The 18,516-nt window shown below is 67.0% G+C and carries 18 protein-coding genes; 4 read left to right on the plus strand and 14 right to left on the minus strand.

The window, feature by feature from the left end; all coding sequences use genetic code 11:
- Nucleotides 1-8 precede the first annotated feature (8 nt).
- The 9 genes from ACZK29_RS06355 to ACZK29_RS06395 form a co-directional block, all read right to left on the minus strand.
- On the minus strand, nt 9-725 hold the full coding sequence (locus tag ACZK29_RS06355; RefSeq protein WP_111203344.1) for an MtnX-like HAD-IB family phosphatase: 717 nt from the start codon (nt 723-725) through the stop codon (nt 9-11).
- A gap of 174 nt (nt 726-899) precedes the next feature.
- Entirely contained in the window at nt 900-2,102 is a 1,203-nt protein-coding gene (locus ACZK29_RS06360) for a DegT/DnrJ/EryC1/StrS family aminotransferase (RefSeq protein ID WP_111203343.1), read from the minus strand.
- Nucleotides 2,103-2,112: 10 nt separating this feature from the next.
- Complete coding sequence (locus ACZK29_RS06365; RefSeq protein WP_019337581.1) at nt 2,113-2,511, minus strand: DMT family transporter; 399 nt, start codon at nt 2,509-2,511, stop codon at nt 2,113-2,115.
- Nucleotides 2,508-2,867, minus strand: coding sequence for an EamA family transporter (locus ACZK29_RS06370; protein ID WP_006425769.1), 360 nt, complete (start codon nt 2,865-2,867; stop codon nt 2,508-2,510). The genes ACZK29_RS06365 and ACZK29_RS06370 overlap by 4 nt, the downstream gene beginning before the upstream one ends.
- Nucleotide 2,868: 1 nt before the next feature.
- On the minus strand, nt 2,869-3,705 hold the full coding sequence (locus tag ACZK29_RS06375) for an alpha/beta hydrolase (RefSeq protein ID WP_049429589.1): 837 nt from the start codon (nt 3,703-3,705) through the stop codon (nt 2,869-2,871).
- A 79-nt stretch (nt 3,706-3,784) separates the two neighbouring features.
- Complete coding sequence (locus ACZK29_RS06380) at nt 3,785-5,164, minus strand: sensor histidine kinase (RefSeq protein WP_111203342.1); 1,380 nt, start codon at nt 5,162-5,164, stop codon at nt 3,785-3,787.
- Entirely contained in the window at nt 5,161-5,844 is a 684-nt protein-coding gene (locus ACZK29_RS06385) for a response regulator (RefSeq protein WP_088025290.1), read from the minus strand. Before ACZK29_RS06385 ends, ACZK29_RS06380 begins: the two co-directional genes overlap by 4 nt.
- 131 nt (nt 5,845-5,975) lie before the next feature.
- A complete protein-coding gene (locus ACZK29_RS06390; protein WP_111203341.1) occupies nt 5,976-7,094 on the minus strand; it encodes a metallophosphoesterase in 1,119 nt (372 codons plus the stop codon).
- Between the two features lie 73 nt (nt 7,095-7,167).
- Nucleotides 7,168-7,617: a winged helix-turn-helix transcriptional regulator gene (locus ACZK29_RS06395; RefSeq protein WP_111203340.1), complete on the minus strand. Its 450-nt coding sequence runs from the start codon at nt 7,615-7,617 to the stop codon at nt 7,168-7,170.
- Between the two features lie 88 nt (nt 7,618-7,705).
- Here ACZK29_RS06395 and ACZK29_RS06400 point away from each other — a divergent pair, with 88 nt between their 5' ends.
- A complete protein-coding gene (locus tag ACZK29_RS06400; protein ID WP_111203339.1) occupies nt 7,706-8,920 on the plus strand; it encodes an MFS transporter in 1,215 nt (404 codons plus the stop codon).
- Here ACZK29_RS06400 and ACZK29_RS06405 read toward each other — a convergent pair.
- The gene (locus ACZK29_RS06405; protein ID WP_478446312.1) at nt 8,917-9,861 is read right to left on the minus strand and encodes an IS481-like element ISStma3 family transposase; all 945 of its coding nucleotides are present in this window, start codon (nt 9,859-9,861) and stop codon (nt 8,917-8,919) included. The two genes, ACZK29_RS06400 and ACZK29_RS06405, sit on opposite strands and share 4 nt — an antisense overlap.
- Before the next feature lie 170 nt (nt 9,862-10,031).
- Entirely contained in the window at nt 10,032-11,447 is a 1,416-nt protein-coding gene (locus tag ACZK29_RS06410) for a GGDEF domain-containing protein (RefSeq protein WP_111203338.1), read from the minus strand.
- A 288-nt stretch (nt 11,448-11,735) separates the two neighbouring features.
- Between ACZK29_RS06410 and ACZK29_RS06415 the strand changes: the two genes are divergently transcribed.
- On the plus strand, nt 11,736-13,985 hold the full coding sequence (locus ACZK29_RS06415; RefSeq protein ID WP_111203337.1) for a TonB-dependent siderophore receptor: 2,250 nt from the start codon (nt 11,736-11,738) through the stop codon (nt 13,983-13,985).
- A 45-nt stretch (nt 13,986-14,030) separates the two neighbouring features.
- Here the strand turns inward: ACZK29_RS06415 and ACZK29_RS06420 are convergent, their stop codons facing one another.
- A complete protein-coding gene (locus ACZK29_RS06420; RefSeq protein WP_111204665.1) occupies nt 14,031-14,957 on the minus strand; it encodes a hypothetical protein in 927 nt (308 codons plus the stop codon).
- Between the two features lie 221 nt (nt 14,958-15,178).
- Here ACZK29_RS06420 and ACZK29_RS06425 point away from each other — a divergent pair, with 221 nt between their 5' ends.
- Nucleotides 15,179-16,159 carry a cation diffusion facilitator family transporter gene (locus ACZK29_RS06425; RefSeq protein ID WP_164146936.1) on the plus strand — a complete coding sequence of 327 codons (981 nt, stop codon included), beginning with the start codon at nt 15,179-15,181 and terminating at the stop codon, nt 16,157-16,159.
- Between the two features lie 192 nt (nt 16,160-16,351).
- Here ACZK29_RS06425 and nfi read toward each other — a convergent pair whose 3' ends face one another.
- Nucleotides 16,352-17,026 (minus strand): deoxyribonuclease V, encoded by a 675-nt coding sequence (nfi, locus tag ACZK29_RS06430; protein WP_111204663.1) that lies wholly within the window; start codon nt 17,024-17,026, stop codon nt 16,352-16,354.
- 94 nt (nt 17,027-17,120) lie between these two features.
- On the opposite strand from nfi, the gene gpmA reads away from it, so the two are divergent.
- Entirely contained in the window at nt 17,121-17,870 is a 750-nt protein-coding gene (gene gpmA / locus ACZK29_RS06435; protein WP_111204662.1) for a 2,3-diphosphoglycerate-dependent phosphoglycerate mutase, read from the plus strand.
- A gap of 111 nt (nt 17,871-17,981) precedes the next feature.
- Here the strand turns inward: gpmA and ACZK29_RS06440 are convergent, their stop codons facing one another.
- Nucleotides 17,982-18,443, minus strand: a complete 462-nt coding sequence (locus ACZK29_RS06440) for a hypothetical protein (RefSeq protein WP_239503997.1) — start codon at nt 18,441-18,443, stop codon at nt 17,982-17,984.
- Nucleotides 18,444-18,516 lie beyond the last annotated feature (73 nt).

Below are 18,516 nucleotides of genomic sequence, written 5' to 3' on the forward strand. Positions count from 1 at the left end.
GGGCGTGCTCAGGCGGTGGCCAGCAGCAGGGGCGGTACGGCGGGCTGCGGGCTGGCGTCGATGCGACGTGGCTGCAGCAGGTTGCCATCGAGCAGGCGCGGCAACAGCGCGATTGCATCGTGGAAGGTGTCGATGGCGGCATGCTCGATGCCGGCATTCGTGCAATGGGTGATCAGGCGACGCTTGGCGAACACGAAGTCGGCATCTTCGGACACGCAGAAATCCGAGCTGCCGTCGCCGATCATCAGCACGCGCGGCGCTTCGTTGGCACGCGCCTGCGCGGCGCAGGTGCACTTGCAGGTACCGCTGCGGCAGCCTTCTGCCTGGTAGGGCGATTCCAGTTCCCAGTGGCCGTCGCACCAGCGCAGGTGGTTGGCCACCACCGGCAGCCGCGACAGGCCGTGGTTGGCGAGGATGCGGTGGATCGCATAGTCCAGGCCGTCGCTGACGATGCGCAGCGGCAGGCCCAGCTGCTCGGCGCGGGCGACGAAGTCGACGAAGCCCGGATCGATCTGCACCTGGTCCAGGTGCGCATCAAGCGTGGCCGGGTCCAGCTTCAGCAACCGCACCTGGCCCTGCATGCATTCGCGCGAGCCGATCTTTCCAGCCTTCCACTGGTCTTCCAGCGCCTGCCAGCCCGGCTGGCCGTACTTCTCCAGCAGCGAGTCGATGACATCTTCGAGGCTGATGGTGCCATCGAAGTCACACAGGATGCTCCAGCGCATGGGCAGGTCCGTCGATGAAAGAAGCGTCCGGCACGATGCCGGGGCAGGCTCAATGTAGGCAGGCCGCCTTTCTCGTTCCTTTCCTGTTGAAAGGCTCTTTTGACGGGCTGGGAAAGCGTTCAGGAAGGTGCATGGATGAATGCGCGGAGCGCAGGCCACGCGTGCACGTGCGGGTCAGCCGCGGGCCAGGGCCTGCAGTATTTCGGCCGTCTCTTCACGGGTCTGCCAGGCGCTGTTGCCAAGGGTCAGCATGCGTGCGGCGAAGTCGCGTGCGTTGGGCATGTCGTCCTGGGGCACGATGCCGCGCAGGTACGCGTAGTCGGGCAGGGCATGGATGAACATGCGGCTGGCGCCGAGACCGCGTGGCCACAGGTCTTCAAGTACGGCATCGCGGGCCCGCTGGCTGGGCAGCAGCAGCATCAGCATCGGCCAGGTGCCGCCGGTACCGGCCAGCCCATCGACCACTTCCACCGCCGGCAGCTGTGCCAGTTGCACGCGCAGCTGCAATGCACGCAGGCGTCCGGCCTGCAGGAAGGCAGGCAATCGCCGCGCGGCATGGGCACCGATGTTCTGCCGCCACTGGCTGACCCGGTGTTGCGGAATCTCCAGCGGGAAAATGTCACCGACCGCTTCTTCCAGGTCGCCACGCTGCAACGCACTGCGCAGCGGATTTCCGTACACCAGCGATAGGAGCGATGGTCGATAGCAGGCGGCCAGGCCGAGCAGCTGCACACTGCGCAGCAGTTCCCAGCGCAGGCTGGAACGCACCTGTTCGGCGGCATGTCCGGCCAGCGCGGCACGCAGCTCGTCATCGCGGCTGACCAGCAGACCGCCTTCGTGCAGGCTCAGGCCCTTTCCGGCGGCCAGGCTGAAGAATCCGATATCACCGCGCAGGCCGACACTGGTGTTGCCAACGCGCGCGCCGAGCGCCTGCGCGGCATCTTCGATTACCCAGGCGCCTGCGCCGCGTGCGACCTCGCAGGCCAGATCGACATCGGCGATGCGCCCGCCCAGGTGGGTGGGCAGGATCGCCAGCGTGCGTGCGTCGGCCAGGCGCTTGAGCTGGCCAGGATCGAAATCGAAGTGGCCATGACGGGTGTCGCACAGCTGCACGCGCAGGCCCAGGCTGTGCACCGCGATCGGCACCAGCGGGCAGGTGTAAGCCGGCAGGATCACGGTGTCGCGCTTGGGCGCGCGCTTGCGCAGCGTCCGCAGGGCGATCAGCAGCGCGTGCGTGCCGGAACAGGTCAACTGCAGCGGCGGTGTGCCAAGCTGGCTGGCCAGGATCGCGCGCAGGTCGCCACCGCCGGGGAGGAAGTCGCTGGCCTGCATGGGCAGGCCGGCGGTGGGCGGCAGCTCGCGCGCGAACAGGCTCATCGCAACGCGCTCATGCGGCGCTTTCGGCAGGGCTGTGCGGATCGTCCGCTTCGGCACGGCCGAGGCAGACGATGCCGGCCACGATCAGTACCGCACCTAGCAGATGGTGCAGGGTCAGCGGTTCGTTCAACAGCCAGGCCGACAGCAGCAGCACGCTTATCACTTCCAGGTGCGATGCGGCAAATGCAGGGCCGATCGGCGCATGCCGCAGCAGGCTCATCCAGGTGAAGAACGCACCCACGTAGCCGAGGATGGCGCCGTACACCCACGGCTGCGACAGCACGCGCAGCAGCCATGCCGTGTTGGCCTCGACCGGCAGCGCGGCATCGCCGGCGTACTTGAAGCACAGCTGGGCCAGCGTGTCGAAGGCCATCAGCAGCGGGAAGCCGATCACATACAGGCGCCTCATGAGCCCGCTCCCACCACGGCCACGCCGGCGGTGACCAGCAGCATGCCGGTCACCCGCAGCGGGGTGAGCTTCTCGCGGAACAGGAAGCGGCCGGCGATCATCAGCGCGACGATGTTGATCGAGCCCAGCAGCACGCCCTTGGACAGCGGCACCAGCGACAGGAAGGCGATCCAGGCGACGAACTCAAGCACGTAGCAGGCGATGCCGATCCACAGCCACGGGCGGCTGAGCATGTGTTTCCAGCGCTGCAGGCCTTCGCCGTCCTGCGGGTCGCTGGCGGCGGCCTTGAAGGCAAGCTGGCCACCGGTATCGAGCACCACGTTGGCCAGCCACAGCAGCGTGGCAAGTGCCCCCATCTCAGGCCACCGCCTTGAGCACACCCGTACGCTCACCGATCTCGGTGAAGAAGCGGGCGCTGCGGCGGATCACGTCGCGGCGTTCGCGGTCGATGGTGATCATGTGGTAGCTGTCTTCCAGTACCACCAGCTCCTTCGGGCCGCTGACCCGCGACATCACCAGCTCGGCGTTGCCCATGCTGGCCACGTCGTCCTCGCGGGCGTGCATCACCAGGCACGGCGCGGTGACCTGGTGCAGGTGGCGGCGGGTCCAGTGGCTGAGCGCACGCATTTCGGCCAGCGCATGCCAGGGGTTGCCCGGCAGGCCAGCGGCGGCGCTGTCGCCGGACAGCATGGCGGCGCTGACCTGCGCACGCAGGCGCTCGTCACGCAGGCCGTACGGCGGTTCTTCCATGAACATGCGGTCGCGGCCGATGTTGAAGCGCTTGAACCACGGCAGGAGGAACGAGAAGCGGGCCACGGCGGGAATGTTCCAGCCGTCGTAGCGGAACGTGGCGCCGTATACGCCCACGCCGGACACCCATTCCGGGCGACGTGCCGCCAGCGCCAGCGACAGTACCGCGCCCATTGACAGGCCGCCGACGAACAGCTGGTCAACCTTGCCGCGCAGGCTGGCCGCCGCGTCTTCCACGCCCTGGTACCACTGTTCCCAGGTGGTCGCCAGCAGGTCATCCACGGTGCCGCAATGGCCGGGCAGCTGCACGCCGTGCACCGTGAAGCCGGCATTGTTCAGGCCCTTGCCCAGCATGCGCATTTCCGCCGGGGTGCCGGTCAGGCCGTGGACCAGCAGCACGCCCTGTGGGCCACCGGGGAGGAAGAAGTCGTGCGATTCGGTCACCTGGCGGCTCCGGGACGGCAGTGGGGATGGCAGGATCGCAAGCGCGATTTTCACCAGCCTTTCAGCGCCCCGGGCCGGGTCAGGGGGCCTTCAGCAGCGGCAGCGTGATGGCGACCTTGAGCCCGCCACCCGGGCGGTTGAGGAAGCTCAGGCGACCGCCGAAGTGCTCCACCGCCTCGTGCGCGATGGCCAGGCCCAGCCCGGTGCCGCTGGCAGTGGTGCCAGGGGCGCGGAAGAAGCGCTCGCCGAGGCGCGGCATCACGTCTTCCGGGACGCCCGGGCCGTTGTCTTCCACATAGAGTTCGACATCATTGTCGTCCAGTGCGTGCACGCCGACTGTGACGGTGGCTTCCCGGCCCGCATAGCGCACGGCGTTGTCGATCAGGTTGTCCAGAGCTTCCTGCAGCATGGCACCGTTGCCCAGCACGCGCAGCGGCTGGGGGCTGCCACGGTAGCCGAGGTCGATGCCATCACGGATCGCTTCCGGCACCCGCATGCCGACCCACTGCGGTATCAGTTCGCACAGGTCGAGTGCTTCCACGGTATCCGGCACGGTCTGTGCCCGGCTCAGCGCCAGCAGCTGGGTGCTGACCCGCGCGGTGCGCTGGTTGAGCCGGCGGATGTGCTGCAGGGCCTCGCGCACCGTATCCGGATCGCCATGTGCCAGCGCCTGGTCCACGTGCAGGGCCATTCCGGCCAACGGCGAGCGCAGCTGGTGCGCAGCGTCGGCGATGAAGCGGTTCTGCAGGGTGATCATCTCCGCCTGGCGCGCGAACAGATCGTCGATGGTGCTGATCAGCGGCTGGATCTCTTCCGGAACGTCGGCATCGGAAATCGGCGCCAGCTCGCCGCGGCGCTGCGCCAGGCGGGTTCTCAGCGGGGTCAGGATGCGCAGGCCGTAGGTCACGCCGAACCAGACCAGCGCGGCGGTGCCCAGCGCCAGCATGGTCATCAGCGGAATGATGATCATCAGGATCTCGCGTGCGCGCTGGCGACGGTCGGCCATGCTCTCCGCCACGGTCACTGCCAGCTGGTCCTGCGGATCATTCATCGCCTGCGTGCAGACCGTGGCCATGCGTACCTGCTGGCCGTTGAGGGTGCCGTCGTACAGCGCCGGGTGCACGCCGGTGCAGTCCTGCGAGGGGGCATAGGGGCTGAAGTCGGCGTTGCCGCTGAGGGTGCCCTTGCGGCTGCTGTCGACGTTGAAATAGCGGTGGCCGTCGGGGTCGTACTCGATCAGGAAGCGCGCCTGTGGTGACAGGTCGCTGGTCACCGGCATGGTGCTGAGCATCTGCGCGAACGAGTGGGTGTCGTCGATCAGGTTGCGGTCGTGGATGCGGTTGGAATAATCCAGCGCAACGTAATAGGCCAGGATCGTGTTGAAGGTGAGCAGGCCCAGCATCGGCAGCGCCAGGAAGGCGAGCAGGCGCCGGCGCAGGCTGGGCGGTCCACTGATCACGGGGTGCTGTCGTCCTGCGCGTCTTCCAGCATGTAGCCCAGCCCGCGCACGGTGCGGATGCCCATGCCGCCGGGCTGCAGCTTGCGGCGCAGGCGGTGCAGGGCGATGTCCAGGCCGTTGTCGGTCAGGTCCTGGCCCCAGTCGCACAGCGCTTCCACCAGCTGCGCGCGCGATACGATGCGCTCGGCGCGTACCGCCAGTGCCGACAGCAGGCCGAATTCGCGCGCGGTCAGTTCCAGCGACTGGTCGTCGATCCACACCCGATGCCCGGCCAGGTCCAGGCGCAGGCGGCCGATGCGCAGGTCCGGGTTGCCATTGCTGGTGACCCGGCGCAGCTGGGCACGCACGCGTGCTTCGAATTCGTCCAGCGCGAACGGCTTGACCAGGTAGTCGTCGGCACCCAGGTCGAGCACGCGCACGCGTTCGGCCAGGCCGTCGCGGGCGGTCACCACCAGCACGGCCAGGCCATCACCGCGCTGGCGCAGGCGCTGCAGCACGTCGCGGCCATCCAGCTGCGGCAGGCCCAGGTCCAGCACCAGCAGTGCGTACTGGGTCGAGCCCAGGGCAGCGTCGGCGTGCGCGCCATTGTCGACGTGGTCGACCACGTGCCCCTGCCGGCGCAGCGAGGCGCACAGGCCGGAGGCGATGTCCGGGTCGTCTTCAGCAATCAGAACGCGCATGCGCGGGGCTCCTGTAACGGTCAGGCCCACCGGATGGACGGGGTGGGCCTCTCGGCTGCCGAGGGTAGCCGCAAACCGGGTGAAGGTGGAGCGCGGCGGCGCCGTCGGGCGCGGTCGCGCTGTCCGTCCATTCAGTCCTGAAGGCCGGGCTCGCCCTGCGCCAGCGGCACCCGCGAACCGTCCAGCAGGCCACGGCTGAGTCTGCCATCTTCGATGAACAGAAGTTCGCCGTTCTCGCCGTTCTTGATGCTGCTGTCGATGGCGATCACGCGGTCGCCGTGGAAGCTGCTGACGTGCGGCATCGAGGTGTGGCCGACCACGATGCGCGAGAGCTGCAGGCGGTCGAGCACGTTCTGCACTCCTGCGGTGTCGAGGCGGCCATCGAAGTAGCCGCGGTACCAGATCGGGCTGGTCTTGCCGTCATACAGCGGAGCGGTGGCCGGATCGGCTTTCACTTCGGCCTTGGGCAGGCCCAGCGAGGCCTGGTAAGCCGCGTTAGTGCGTGCCGGGTCCAGCGCCAGCTCGACGGCTTCGGGCGAGATGCCGCCGTGCAGGAACAGGGTGTCACCGATCTTCAGCAGTACCGGGCGGGTACGCAGCCACTGGCCGATCACCGAGTCGGGACCGTACAGCTGCGGGTAGCTGCGACCAAGCAGCTGGGCGCTGCGCAGGTACTTCGGGTTGACGTAGCGCAGGTCGTCGTACAGCACCATGGTTTCGTGGTTGCCGAGCACGAAGTGCACCGCGCCACCGGCCGCAGCTGCCTGCTGCTGCAGGCTGTACAGCAACCAGAAAGCCTCGGTCACCTGCGGGCCGCGGTCGAAGACGTCGCCGGCGATGACCAGGGTGTCCTTGCCCAGCGCCCAGCGGTCCTGTGCGTCGATGACCCGGTTGGCGCGCAGCAGGCGCACCAGCAGCCCATATTGGCCGTGGATGTCGGACAGCGCGACGATGCGAGGCACCGCAGGCAGTACGGAGACCAACGGTGTACTCGCTGGCGCCACATGCACGCTGTGCTGGTAGCCGCACAACGGGGCGATATCGGTGCCGGCCGCGTTGGCGGGCAGCGTGCGCGACTCGACCTTGTCGGCGCAGATCCAGTTGGCCTGCAGCTGCTTGCCCTGGCGGAACACGTAGGGGCCGTCGGCCTCCACATGGGCAGCCGGTGCGGCGACCTCGCGGGCCTGCAGGGTTCCGGTGGCGCAGGCCAGCAGCAGGGCGGTCGACAGGAAGGGGCGATAGCGCGACATTGGCGGCATCCAGCGGCGGAAAGCGCCGATGCTACCCGGCGCGGCCGCGCCACGGTGTGCGCGAATGGGCGGATCAGGCGTCGCGCCCTTCGTCCCTGAGCTTGCGCACACGGGTGGCCGCGGGCTGAAGCGGTTGGCCATCGCGCCCGCGCGGCTGCATGTAGGGCAACGGCCGCCGCGTGCTGGATTCAATCAACTGCGAATGTGCTTCGCCCGCGCCGAAGCGGTGGCGCTCGCCCCACTGGCGCAGCGCGACCAGCAGCGGGAACAGCTCCTGGCCGGCGGCAGTGAGCACGTATTCCTGGTAGGCCGAGCCGTCGGAGGCCGGCTGCAGCCGCAGGATGCCGGCATCGACCAGCCTGCGGAGGCGGTCACTGAGGATGTTGCGTGCCGCGCCGAGGCTGCGCTGGAAATCACCGAAGCGGGTGATGCCGTCGAACGCGTCGCGGATCACCAGCAAGGCCCAGCGGTCACCGAGCAGGTCGGCACTGCGGGCTACAGGGCAGGGGCTGTCGGCGTGCATGGGGCATCCATGGGGCATCTCCTGAATATGGTTGCAGTTTAAAACCAATGGCGCTAGCCTGCATCAGGTTTCAAATTGCAACTACATGATGAGCGTCTCGTCTGTTCCGCGCCCACTGCGGGTCCTGCTTGCTGTTGCCGCCGGTGCCAGTGTTGCCAACGTCTATTACGCCCAGCCGCTGCTGGAGCAGCTTGCGCGCGCTTTTGCACTGGACCGTGCGGTGGCCGGCGCGGTATTGGCCGCGACCCAGGCGGGCAGCGTGCTGGCGTTGCTTGGCCTGCTGCCGCTGGCCGACCGCGGTGACCGACGGCACTTGGTGCGGCTGCAGCTGGCGGCGCTGGTTGTCGCCCTGCTGTGGCTGGCGGCCGCGCGCACTGCCGGCTGGCTGCTGTCGGGCATGCTGCTGGCCGGACTGCTGGGCACGGCGCTGACGCAGGGGCTGATTGCCTACACGGCAACATTGGCACCGCCCGAGCAGCGCGGTCGCGTGGTGGGCGTGGTGCAGGGCGGTGTATTCATCGGACTGCTGCTGGCGCGTGTGGTGTCGGGTACGGTGGCGGCAGCATTGGGCTGGCAGGCGGTCTATCTGCTGTCGGCGCTGGTGATGGCAACCCTGGCGGTACTGTTGTGGCGGCGCCTGCCTGCAGTGCCGGTGCCGGAAGTCCCCCCACGCTGGCGCGAGCTGCTGGGCTCGATGCTGTGCATGCTGCGCACCGACCGAACGCTGCGCGAGCGTGGGCCGCTGGCACTGCTGCTTTTTGCCGGGCTCAACGTGTTCTGGGCGGCCGCCCCGCTACCGTTGTCGGCACCGCCGTTGCACTGGTCGACTGCGGCCATCGGTGCACTCGGCCTGGCCGGGGTGGTTGGCGCATTGATGGCGGCGCGGGTCGGGCACTGGATGGACCGTGGATTCGCACATCGGGTCAGCCTCGGCGCGCTGCTGCTGATGCTCGCCGCGTGGTGGCCGCTGCTGGGCCTCCCGCATTCGCTGTCCTTGCTGTTGCTGGGTGTGGTCGTGCTCGACCTCGGCGGCCAGGCACTCCATGTCTCGAACCAGGCATCGTTGCTGCGTGCACCGGCAGAACAGCATGGGCGCCTGGTGGCGTTGTACATGCTGTTCTATGCGGTGGGCAGCGGTGCGGGAGCGGCGGCGGGGCCCTGGATGCAGGTGCGGCATGGCTGGCCCGCCGTGTGCCTGCTGGGGGCAGGCATCGCGTTGCTGGCGCTGCTGTGGTGGGCAGCGTGGCGGGTGGGGGCGGTGAAAGCAGCGGCTGGCGCGCGAACCGGTAGAGTCGACTGTTAGTTGTGTAAACCCACTACGTTGTTCAGCGGCACTCTGGAGATAGGTGGCTGGCCGCCGATCGCCATATGGGGACGGTGCCAGTTGTAGTGGTGCAGCCATTGGCTCAACACGGAATTGCGCTGGTCCGAGGATGCGTACTCGCAGGCGTAAGCCCACTCGCGCAGGCTGGTCTGGATGAAGCGCTCGGCTTTGCCATTGGTCCGCGGCGTGTAGGGCTTGGTTCTGATGTGCTTGATCCCAAGGGATTTGAGCAGCTTGGCAAAGGCGGTGGAGCGATAGCAGGCACCGTTGTCGGTCAGGATCCGCTTGAAGGTGATTCCCAGGCTGGCGTAGTACTCCAGAGCGCCCAGCAACGCCTGGCAGGCGGTTTCGCCCTGTTCGTTGGGGTGGACGCTGCTGAAGGCGACCCGGGAGTGATCGTCAATGGCCACGTGGACGTAGCCCCAGCCACCGCCAGCGGTATTTCCCCGGCGTTTGGCATCGGTTCTGTGCCCTGGCCGCTGGAAGTTGCCCAGCTTCTTGATGTCCAGGTGCAGCAGCCCTCCGGGCTGATCGTATTCGTATCGGATGACCTCCTTGGGCGGATCAAGCCGACACAGCCGATTGAGGCCGTGGGCGCGCATCAGCCTTGAAATCGTACTGTGGCCGACCCCCAGCGCCTTGGAGATGGTCAGGTAGGTCTGCCGCTTACGGCGATGCTCCTTGATCTGCTCGACTACCGGAGCAGGTGTGGCATGCGGCGTCTGGTGAGGCCGTGAGCTGCGGTTTTCCAGCCCCGGTGCCCCGAACTGGCGGAATCGGGCCAGCCACTTGTAGGCCGTACGCACACTTACGCCACACGCTTGAGCTGCTTCTTCCGGGCGTAAGCCCTCGTGGAGGATACGGTGGACCAGAAGCGCTCGACTAAACGTCGTCAAACGGGCATTTTTATGATTGTTCATCCGGGCTCTTTGGGGGCTGGAACGGTGTGGTAACCACCATTTTCCAAAGATGCCCCGGATGAACAACGTACAGAGAGATCACAGTTAGTCGACTGCTCTTCGTTCCGACGGCGAAAAATCCCGCGCTGCGCGCGATAGTCGACCAGCGGTCGACTCTACCTGTCCTGCCGTCATCGCTGCAGTGCACGCCGCCCCGGGGCTTCCTGCAGGTCCGCGCTGGCCACCACCACGCGGTTGCGGCCGCTGCGCTTGGCCTCGTACATCGCGGCGTCGGCACGTGCCATCAGCCGCTCGTAATCCGGATGACCATCGTGACCGGCCACGCCGATGCTGGCGGTCAGCTCCAGCACCTGGCCGTTGGCCAATGCCACGGGTGACTGCGCGATCTGCCGGCGCAGGCTCTCGGCGATCACCGCGGCCTGTGATTCGCTGGCCGCGACCAGCACCACCACGAACTCCTCGCCGCCATAGCGGAACAGGTAATCACTGCCGCGGGTCAGCTGGCCGAGCAGGCCGGCGACGTGCTGCAACGCGCGGTCGCCGGCATCGTGGCCGTGGCCGTCGTTGATTGCCTTGAAATGATCCAGGTCGAGCAGCAGCAGCGAGAACGGCGTGCGGTTGCGGGTGGCCAGCTCGATTTCCCGGCGCAGCACGGTGGGCAGGAAGCGGCGGTTGAGCAGGTTGGTCAGGGCATCGCTGCCGGCATCCAGTTCGCCGATGCGTTCGAACAGCAGCGTCATCAGGGTGCGGATCGCGGCCAGGTCCTCGCGGATGGCCGGCAGCACCGCCAGTCGCTGCGCCGGAGCATCGCCACTCGCGCGCTGCAGGTGGCCGTCAATGCGGGCCATCAACTGGCCCACCTGCTGCGTTTCGCTGCTTTCGCCGAAGCTGGGGATACCCTTGTGGGTGAACCACAGGCCGAACTCCGAGGTGGCGAGGCTGGCGTTGTCGCTGGCCTGCACGTGGCCGGCGAGTGCGTAGAGCAGGGCGTTCTCCCAGTCCAGCAGCAGTGCGCGCTGGCGCTCGCGTTCGGTACCGACGTTCTGCACCAGCGAGAACAGCCTGTAGGCGGCGTCGGCACGGGTGGAGCGTTCGCGCGCATGGGTGTAGGCCAGGGTCATGCCTTCCATGGCGATGTCCATGATCGCGCTGAGGCAGTCGATGGCAGCGAAGGCGGTGGCGCTGTCCGGCGCATCGTCGCGTAGGCGCAGGAACAGTTCGTGCTTGAGCACGCGTGCGCCGCGGGTGACCAGATCGACCGGAATGCCAACCCGCGCATGCACGTCGCCGATCACCCGCTGCGAGGCGACGGTGGCGACGACGCCGGCGGTGTCGGTGGTCAGCAGTTGTACCAGCCAGCGCTGCATGGCCGGCTGCAGGCGCTGCTTGACCTGCTCGTGGGACAGGAAGCGGCGCGCGCGGCCATCCTGCAGCAGCACTTCATAGAAGCGCCCGGCGAGCGCCGGTGGCGCGTCCGCGGCGGCGGCGTGCAGCAGCGCGGTGGCGGCTGGGCCGGCCTGCTGCAGGCACAGTTGCCACGCCTCGGCCAGCGGTTGGCTGGCTTCATCCAGTTGGGGTGTTTCCACGTCGATCTCTGACTGCGTACGGCAAACCACGGGTATCGGCCGCGGCGGCGTGCGGTTGATGGCGGGTTAGCCAGCCAGTTTACGCGGGGTGCAGGGTTGCGCGGTGCGCAAACCACATCGGTGCCGCTGCGGCAATGCGCGAACGCATTTGAGAATCACTCGCATTAATGGGAGAATGCGCGCACGGAGCGGGGTGCAGGTGCCTGCAGCAACGTTCCGCACCTCCCCCTCGTCGTTGCCTCAAGCCCTTTGCCAGAGGCCCCGTAGCCCTGCCAGAAGGTCCTGATCATGTCCCCTGCCGTTGTCCTTTCGCCGCGCCCGCTGGCGCTCGCCGTTACCGCCCTGTTGGCGGGCGGCGCCCTGACCGCCCATGCCGAAACCGACGCCACCGATATCGACACGGTGCATGTCACCGCCTCGCAGATCGCACGCCAAGCGCTGGGTACCTCGACGATCACCGCCGAGGACATCGCCAGGCGCCCGCCGGCCAACGACATCGCCGAGCTGCTTCGCACCATGCCGGGCGTCAACCTGACCGGCAACAGTGCCTCCGGCCAGTACGGCAACAACCGCCAGATCGATCTGCGCGGCATGGGCCCGGAAAACACCCTGATCCTGGTCGATGGCAAGCGCATCGGTGCCCGCGATGCAGTACGCATGGGCCGCAGCGGCGAGCGCAATACCCGTGGCGATACCAACTGGGTGCCGGCGGAAATGATCGAGCGCATCGAGGTGCTGCGCGGCCCGGCGGCGGCACGCTATGGCTCCGGTGCTTCCGGCGGCGTGGTCAACATCATCACCAAGCGCCCGACCGGCGACCTGACCGGTGCGGTGGACCTGTATGGGCTGGTGCCCGAACACAGCGCCGAAGGTGGCAGCGAACGCATCGGCCTGCAGCTGAGTGGGCCGATGACCGACACCCTGTCGTTCCGCCTGTACGGCAATCTCAACAAGACCGACGCGGACTCGCTGGAGCTCAACCGCCAGTACGCTACCAACCCGAACGCGGTACCGCCGGCCGGTCGTGAGGGCGTCAAGAACCGCGATGTCAACGCGCTGCTGCGCTGGGACGTGACCGCCAACCAGGTGGTCGAGTTTGAAGCCGGCACCAGCCGCCAGGGCAACATCTACGCCGGCGACCGTGCGGTCAGCACCACCGGCACTTCGACCGGCATCGATCTGGCCGCCTTGGCCGACGACAAGGCGGAAACCAACCGCATGTACCGCAACACCGGCGCGATCACCCATCGTGGCCGCTGGGGCGATGTCACCTCGCGGGTGACGGCCGCGGTGGAGGCGGTGAACAACTCGCGCATCAACGAAGGCCTGGCCGGTGGCCCGGAAGGCAGCTTCAACGGTACCGACTGGTCGACCTCGCGCCTGCGCAATTACCAGCTGGATGGCGAAGTGAGCTTCCCGACCACGCTGGGCGGCGCCGAGAACATCTGGACGCTTGGCTTTGAATACCTGGACAGCCGCCTGACCGACCCGTACTCGATGAGCCAGTCCAGCAGCAGCGGCGGCGGCATCCCGGGGCTGTCGGCCGATCGTGCGCGGGGCAAGGCCGATGCGCAGACCACCGCCGTGTTCGTCGAAGACAACATCTACCTGGGTGAGCGCTGGATCGTTACCCCGGGCCTGCGCTTCGACCACCACAGCCAGTTCGGCAATAACACCAGCCCCAGCCTCAACGCGCAGTTCCGCATCAACGGCGACTGGGTGGTGAAGGGGGGCATCGCCCGTGCATTCAAGGCGCCGAACCTGTACCAGTCGAATCCAGACTATCTGTACTACACCCGCGGCAACGGTTGCCCGAATGCACTGCCGAGCCTGGGCGCCGGCTGCTACATGCGCGGCAGCGCGGACCTGAAGGCGGAAACCAGCCTGAACAAGGAACTGGGCATCGAATGGGCGCCGCAGAGCGGCTGGCAGGCGTCGCTGACCTACTTCCACAACGACTACAAGGACAAGATCCAGGCCGGCTACGACCAGATCGGCCTGACCGCCGACGGCCGCGGCCGCATCTTCCGCTGGGAGAACGCACCGAAGGCGATCGTGCAGGGGCTGGAAGGCAATCTGGTGGTCCCGCTGCTGGGCGAGCAGGGCAACCGCCTGAAGTGGAGCAACAACTTCACCTACATGGTGGAGAACGAGAACAAGACCACGCGCCAGCCGTTGTCGGTGATCCCGAAGTACACCATCAACACGATGCTGGACTGGCAGGCCACCGACAAGCTGTCGTTGCTGCTGACTGGCACGTTCTATGGCAAGCAGAAGCCGGCTACCACCAACATCAACAACGATCCGCGCTGTACCGGCACCTGCGATCCGTCGCTCGCGCTGCAGGATCGTGGTGCATACAACATCTGGGGCGTGAGCGCGCGCTACAAGGTGACCGAGACGGTCAGCTTCGGCTTCGGCGTCAACAACCTGGCTGACAAGCGCCTGTTCCGTGAGGCCAACAGCAGCGATGCCGGCGCGGCAACCTATAACGAGCCGGGCCGCGCGTACTGGGCCAGCCTGCGCTTCGGATTCTGACTGGATGAGCGCTGCGCCGGGGAGCTCCCCGGCGCAGCCTGATGGTTACTTCACCTGCCGGCAATCGCGCAGGTGGACGCCACCGGTGTCCATCTTGTCGACCACGCCCTCCAACTTCACCCAGTCGTTCTCGCGCAGAGTGGCACCCAGCGCCATCTGATCCGGGGCCAGCGCACAGTGCACGGTGAAGTTGGCGTTGTTGTCGTCGTTCGACTGGCGTCCACCAATGCCACCGATGCCCTTCATCTTGGTGACCAGATAGCCGACCTCGAAGGTCTTGGCAAAGCGGTTGGGCTGAGCGGTGTAGACCTGGCCATCGATGATGAAACGACGGCCGAAGTACTTGACGAGCAACGGCTGGTACATTGCTTCGGTATCCGGCGCAGTGCTGGTGCCGGAGAACAGTGCCCTGAGCGGTGCGGTGTTGATTTCCCGCTGCAGGCGCTTGGCGTCCTTGCCCATCTCGGTGGACATGCCGACCGCAGTAGCCTGGATCGGCTTGTCGAAACCGCTGGAGACACGTACGGCTTCGGCGATCGCCTCGCCTTCGGGGCCGGTCTTGAGCTTGTCCAGCCAGCCGCACAGCGCGCTGCGCGCGTCCTCTTCCTTGGCAGTCTGCCCGCGTGACAGCTTGGTGCCGACCACCACGTTGCCGCCATTGGAGGCGGTGATGATGCTGACCAGCGGCATCTTCGTGTCGGTCTGCAGCACGTACATCTGGCCTTCGGTCTCGGTGATGACATCACCGCTGACGAAGTTGTTGCCCTCATCAAGCGCTGCCTTGCGGAGCTGTCCGAGCGCACTGCGGGGCTTCAGGCCGGGAAGGGTGACTTCGGAGGTGAAGAACTGGCCATTGCGGGGGTCGCCTACTGCCTGGAAGTTCTGTTGGCAGGTCTTGGCCGAGGCGCTTGCGGCCAAACCCAGCGCGCAGGCTACGGCGACGGCGACCCAGGGGGTCTTGGTAGTCCACATGTTCCAGATTCCTTGTGCTTGGGTGTCCATTGCGGGCAGCAACGCCGAAGCGATCTGGCTGCCCGTTCCCCGTCCAGAGGGGATGCGGCCATCATAGTGTGGCCCGGCGCAGGCGCAACCTGCAGCGACCCGCGCCGTGGATTCTGCAATGTTATAAATACCGTGATAGTTTCCCCACGGTCGCCAGCGTAGCCTGCCTCCATCGCAAAGGAGCTGTTGCCATGGGCCACGACCACGACCACCTGCCGTCCGAGATCCGCCACGAGAAGCCCTTGTGGTGGGCACTCGGCCTGACCTCCACCTTCCTCGTCGTCGAGGTGGTGGGTGCGTTCTGGACCAACAGCCTGGCGCTGTTGTCCGACGCGGCCCACATGGCCACCGACGCATTGGCGCTGATGATCGCGCTGATCGCGGTGCGGCTGAGCCGGCGCCCGCCGGATGCGCGCCGCACCTATGGCTACGCGCGCCTGGAAGCACTGGGCGCGATGATCAACGGCGCGATGCTGTTCGTGGTTGCCGGCTACATCCTGTGGGAAGCCGTCGGGCGCTTCAGCAAGCCGCAGGAGATCGCCTCCACCGGCATGCTGGTGATCGCGGCTGCAGGTCTGGTCATCAACCTGATCTCGATGCGCCTGCTGCAGGCCGGCAGTGGCGAGAGCCTCAACGTAAAGGGCGCCTACCTGGAAGTCTGGGCGGACATGCTCGGCTCGGTGGCGGTGATCGCGGGTGCGTTGCTGATCCAGTTCACGGGCTGGAAGCCTATCGACCCGATCCTGGCGGTGCTGATCGGCCTGTGGGTGCTGCCGCGCACCTGGGTGCTGATGCGCGAGGCGATCAACGTGTTGCTGGAAGGCGTGCCCAAGGGCATGGACGTGGCCAAGGTGCGCGACAGCCTGTCCGGCCATGCCGCGGTACTGGACGTGCATGACCTGCACGTGTGGGCGCTGGCCTCCAGCACGCCGGCGCTGACCGCGCATGTCGTGATGCGCGACGGCACCGATGCCGATGCGCTACGCCGTGAGCTGGGCGCCCGCCTCCACGATGATTTCGGCATCGAGCACGTGACGCTGCAGATCGAGGCCGACCACTGTGGCGAAGCCTGCGGTGAACCGGTGCCGGCCAAGGGCGGCGAGCACGAGGGCCATGAAGGTCATGACCATGGCGAGGACGCGCAGGGCCATCGCGGCCACGTGCATCGTTGAATGGGATGTGCCGTCACGCGGATCGGGTGAAACCGACCGGGCGAATCCGGCTTGGTAGAGTCGACTGTCAGTCGACTGCTCTTCTGCGAGGCTGCGACAGAGCCCGCGCTGCGCGATAGTCGACTGACAGTCGACTCTACCCAATCGTCCCGACGCGACTGCGCAGGCTGCATCCGTCCAGAGCAGCGAAGGTCATTCGTCCCGTCGGGAAGCCAGTCGATCCGCCAGCCGGGTCGGCTCCGGCAGCCGGTAACCGCGCAGGGTGCGCCGCACCCAGTCCAGCGCGGTATCGGCACCGACTCGATGGCCACCGGCCACGAACAGCGGCTTGCAGCGCAGCTTGCTGCGCAGCACCCAGCCCAGCTGCTCATCGCCGTCCAGCAGTCCAGCATGCGCGCCCGCTTCGGCGCCCGGTTCGATGAACCGGCCCACCAGTTTCGACTTTGCGACGCCGATGCTGGGCAGGTCGGTGACCACGCCCAGGTGCGCGGCCACGCCCAACCGGCGTGGATGGCTGATGCCGTGGCCATCGACGAATACCAGGTCCGGCGTGCGTGGCAGCAGCGTCAGCGCGGCCAACAACGCTGGCAGTTCGCGGAAGCTGAGCAGGCCGGGGATGTACGGCATCACCGTAGGAATCCGCGCGATCTCCTGCGCCACGGGCTGCAGCGTATTCGCATCCAGCAGCACCGCTGCGGCGCGGGTGATGGCGCCGTTGTCCTCGAAGCCGACATCCAGCCCGGCAAGCCAGCGCACGTTGCGCGGCAGGCGGTCCTGGCGCTCCACGCGGCTGGCAAGCTGGGTCTGCTGCGCGCGGGCAGTGGCGACGCTGCCTTCCCAGCGTCCGGGGTCGATCACCGTATTCATTGGCCACAGCATCGCATGGGTGGCGCCACGGCCCGGTGAGTGGCGGCCGGGGCTACAATGGCGGCCTGCCTTTCCTCGCGTTGGAGACCCTGCAGTGACCCGTAAACTCGTACTGTTGCGCCATGGCCAGAGCCAGTGGAACCTGGACAACCGCTTCACCGGCTGGGTCGATGTCGACCTGACCGAGCAGGGGCGCCGGGAAGCGGCCGCCGCCGGTCGCCTGATGCGCGAGGAAGGCCTGCAGTTCGACGTCGCCCATACCTCCGTGCTCAAGCGTGCCATCCACACCCTGCAGGGGGCGCTGGCCGAGCTGGAGCAGGACTGGCTGCCGGTGAGCAAGTCCTGGCGCCTCAACGAGCGCCACTACGGCGGCCTGCAGGGCCTGGACAAGGCCGAGACTGCAGCCAAGCACGGCGAGGACCAGGTCAAGGTGTGGCGCCGGTCGTACGACATCCCGCCGCCGGCCATGGACCTGGAAGATCCGGGCCACCCGATCCATGATCGCCGCTATGCCGGCCTCGATCGCAACGCGCTGCCGGGCACCGAATCGCTGGCCACCACCCTGGACCGCGTGCTGCCGTACTGGCACGACGCGATTGCGCCGCAGCTGAAGGACGGGAAGACCGTGCTGGTCACCGCCCACGGCAACTCGCTGCGCGCGCTGTACAAGTACCTCAACAACGTCTCGCGCGAGGAAATCCTCGAGCTGAACATCCCGACCGGCATCCCGCTGCTGTTCGAACTGAACGATGACCTGACCGTGCAGTCGTTCCGCTACCTGGGCGACCCGGAGGCGGCGCGGAAGGCCGCTGAAGCCGTGGCCAACCAGGGCAAAGCGAAATAAGCAGCAGAAGGCCAGCGCAAGCCGGCCTTCTCTTCTGTAGCGTCGAGCCCACGCTCGGCTGACGCTGTCGCAACCCAGTAGAGCCACCCCACGGGTGGCTGTATCTGTCCGCTACGAAGGGCCCAGCAGGCGCACCTTCGGCGGCTGCAATGCAGCAATGTCGATGACGTGGTCCTGGCATATCACCTGATAGTGCGTGAATGGGCCCGGGTAACGGGTATCAGCGAAGGTGGCACGGTCCAGATAATCAAGGAACTTCGAACGGCTGTATCGGCGGAACAGGTTGCCGCTCCAGGCTTCGGAGTCATCCCAGCTCTGGTAGGACTCGTTGTGCACGGCATAGCTGATGTAGTGGTCCCAGATCAGTTCAAACCGCTGCGAGTGGGGCACCACCTCTATTGCACGAACACCATCGATTGAACGTCCATGACCGAGCTCCACACGGGAGGGTTTTCCGACGACTTGGCCTTCTTCGACGACCAGGCGCAGTTGATTCGCTTCCGGCTCGCCAATGCTCGTCAGGAACAGAAACTCACAGGCGTCGACGGCCAGCAGCAGTGCAGGTTCGTCCATGGTCATGAGCTCCAATGTTCGCGGAGGCCAGAGCATACCGGCATGTGGCGGAAGCCGCGGCGGGGGCTCGTGA

This window comes from Stenotrophomonas sp. 89682_Sma, assembly GCF_056481405.1.

What these genes read in the sequence shown, in the direction of transcription:
- ACZK29_RS06355 (WP_111203344.1), bottom strand. Translation starts at nt 725, where the DNA reads ATGCGCTGGAGCATCCTGTGTGACTTCGATGGCACCATCAGCCTCGAA.
- ACZK29_RS06360 (WP_111203343.1), bottom strand. Translation starts at nt 2,102, where the DNA reads ATGAGCCTGTTCGCGCGCGAGCTGCCGCCCACCGCCGGCCTGCCCATG.
- ACZK29_RS06365 (WP_019337581.1), bottom strand. Translation starts at nt 2,511, where the DNA reads ATGAGGCGCCTGTATGTGATCGGCTTCCCGCTGCTGATGGCCTTCGAC.
- ACZK29_RS06370 (WP_006425769.1), bottom strand. Translation starts at nt 2,867, where the DNA reads ATGGGGGCACTTGCCACGCTGCTGTGGCTGGCCAACGTGGTGCTCGAT.
- ACZK29_RS06385 (WP_088025290.1), bottom strand. Translation starts at nt 5,844, where the DNA reads ATGCGCGTTCTGATTGCTGAAGACGACCCGGACATCGCCTCCGGCCTG.
- ACZK29_RS06390 (WP_111203341.1), bottom strand. Translation starts at nt 7,094, where the DNA reads ATGTCGCGCTATCGCCCCTTCCTGTCGACCGCCCTGCTGCTGGCCTGC.
- ACZK29_RS06395 (WP_111203340.1), bottom strand. Translation starts at nt 7,617, where the DNA reads ATGCACGCCGACAGCCCCTGCCCTGTAGCCCGCAGTGCCGACCTGCTC.
- ACZK29_RS06400 (WP_111203339.1), top strand. Translation starts at nt 7,706, where the DNA reads ATGAGCGTCTCGTCTGTTCCGCGCCCACTGCGGGTCCTGCTTGCTGTT.
- ACZK29_RS06405 (WP_478446312.1), bottom strand. Translation starts at nt 9,861, where the DNA reads ATGAACAATCATAAAAATGCCCGTTTGACGACGTTTAGTCGAGCGCTT.
- ACZK29_RS06415 (WP_111203337.1), top strand. Translation starts at nt 11,736, where the DNA reads ATGTCCCCTGCCGTTGTCCTTTCGCCGCGCCCGCTGGCGCTCGCCGTT.
- ACZK29_RS06420 (WP_111204665.1), bottom strand. Translation starts at nt 14,957, where the DNA reads ATGTGGACTACCAAGACCCCCTGGGTCGCCGTCGCCGTAGCCTGCGCG.
- ACZK29_RS06425 (WP_164146936.1), top strand. Translation starts at nt 15,179, where the DNA reads ATGGGCCACGACCACGACCACCTGCCGTCCGAGATCCGCCACGAGAAG.
- nfi (WP_111204663.1), bottom strand. Translation starts at nt 17,026, where the DNA reads ATGAATACGGTGATCGACCCCGGACGCTGGGAAGGCAGCGTCGCCACT.
- ACZK29_RS06440 (WP_239503997.1), bottom strand. Translation starts at nt 18,443, where the DNA reads ATGGACGAACCTGCACTGCTGCTGGCCGTCGACGCCTGTGAGTTTCTG.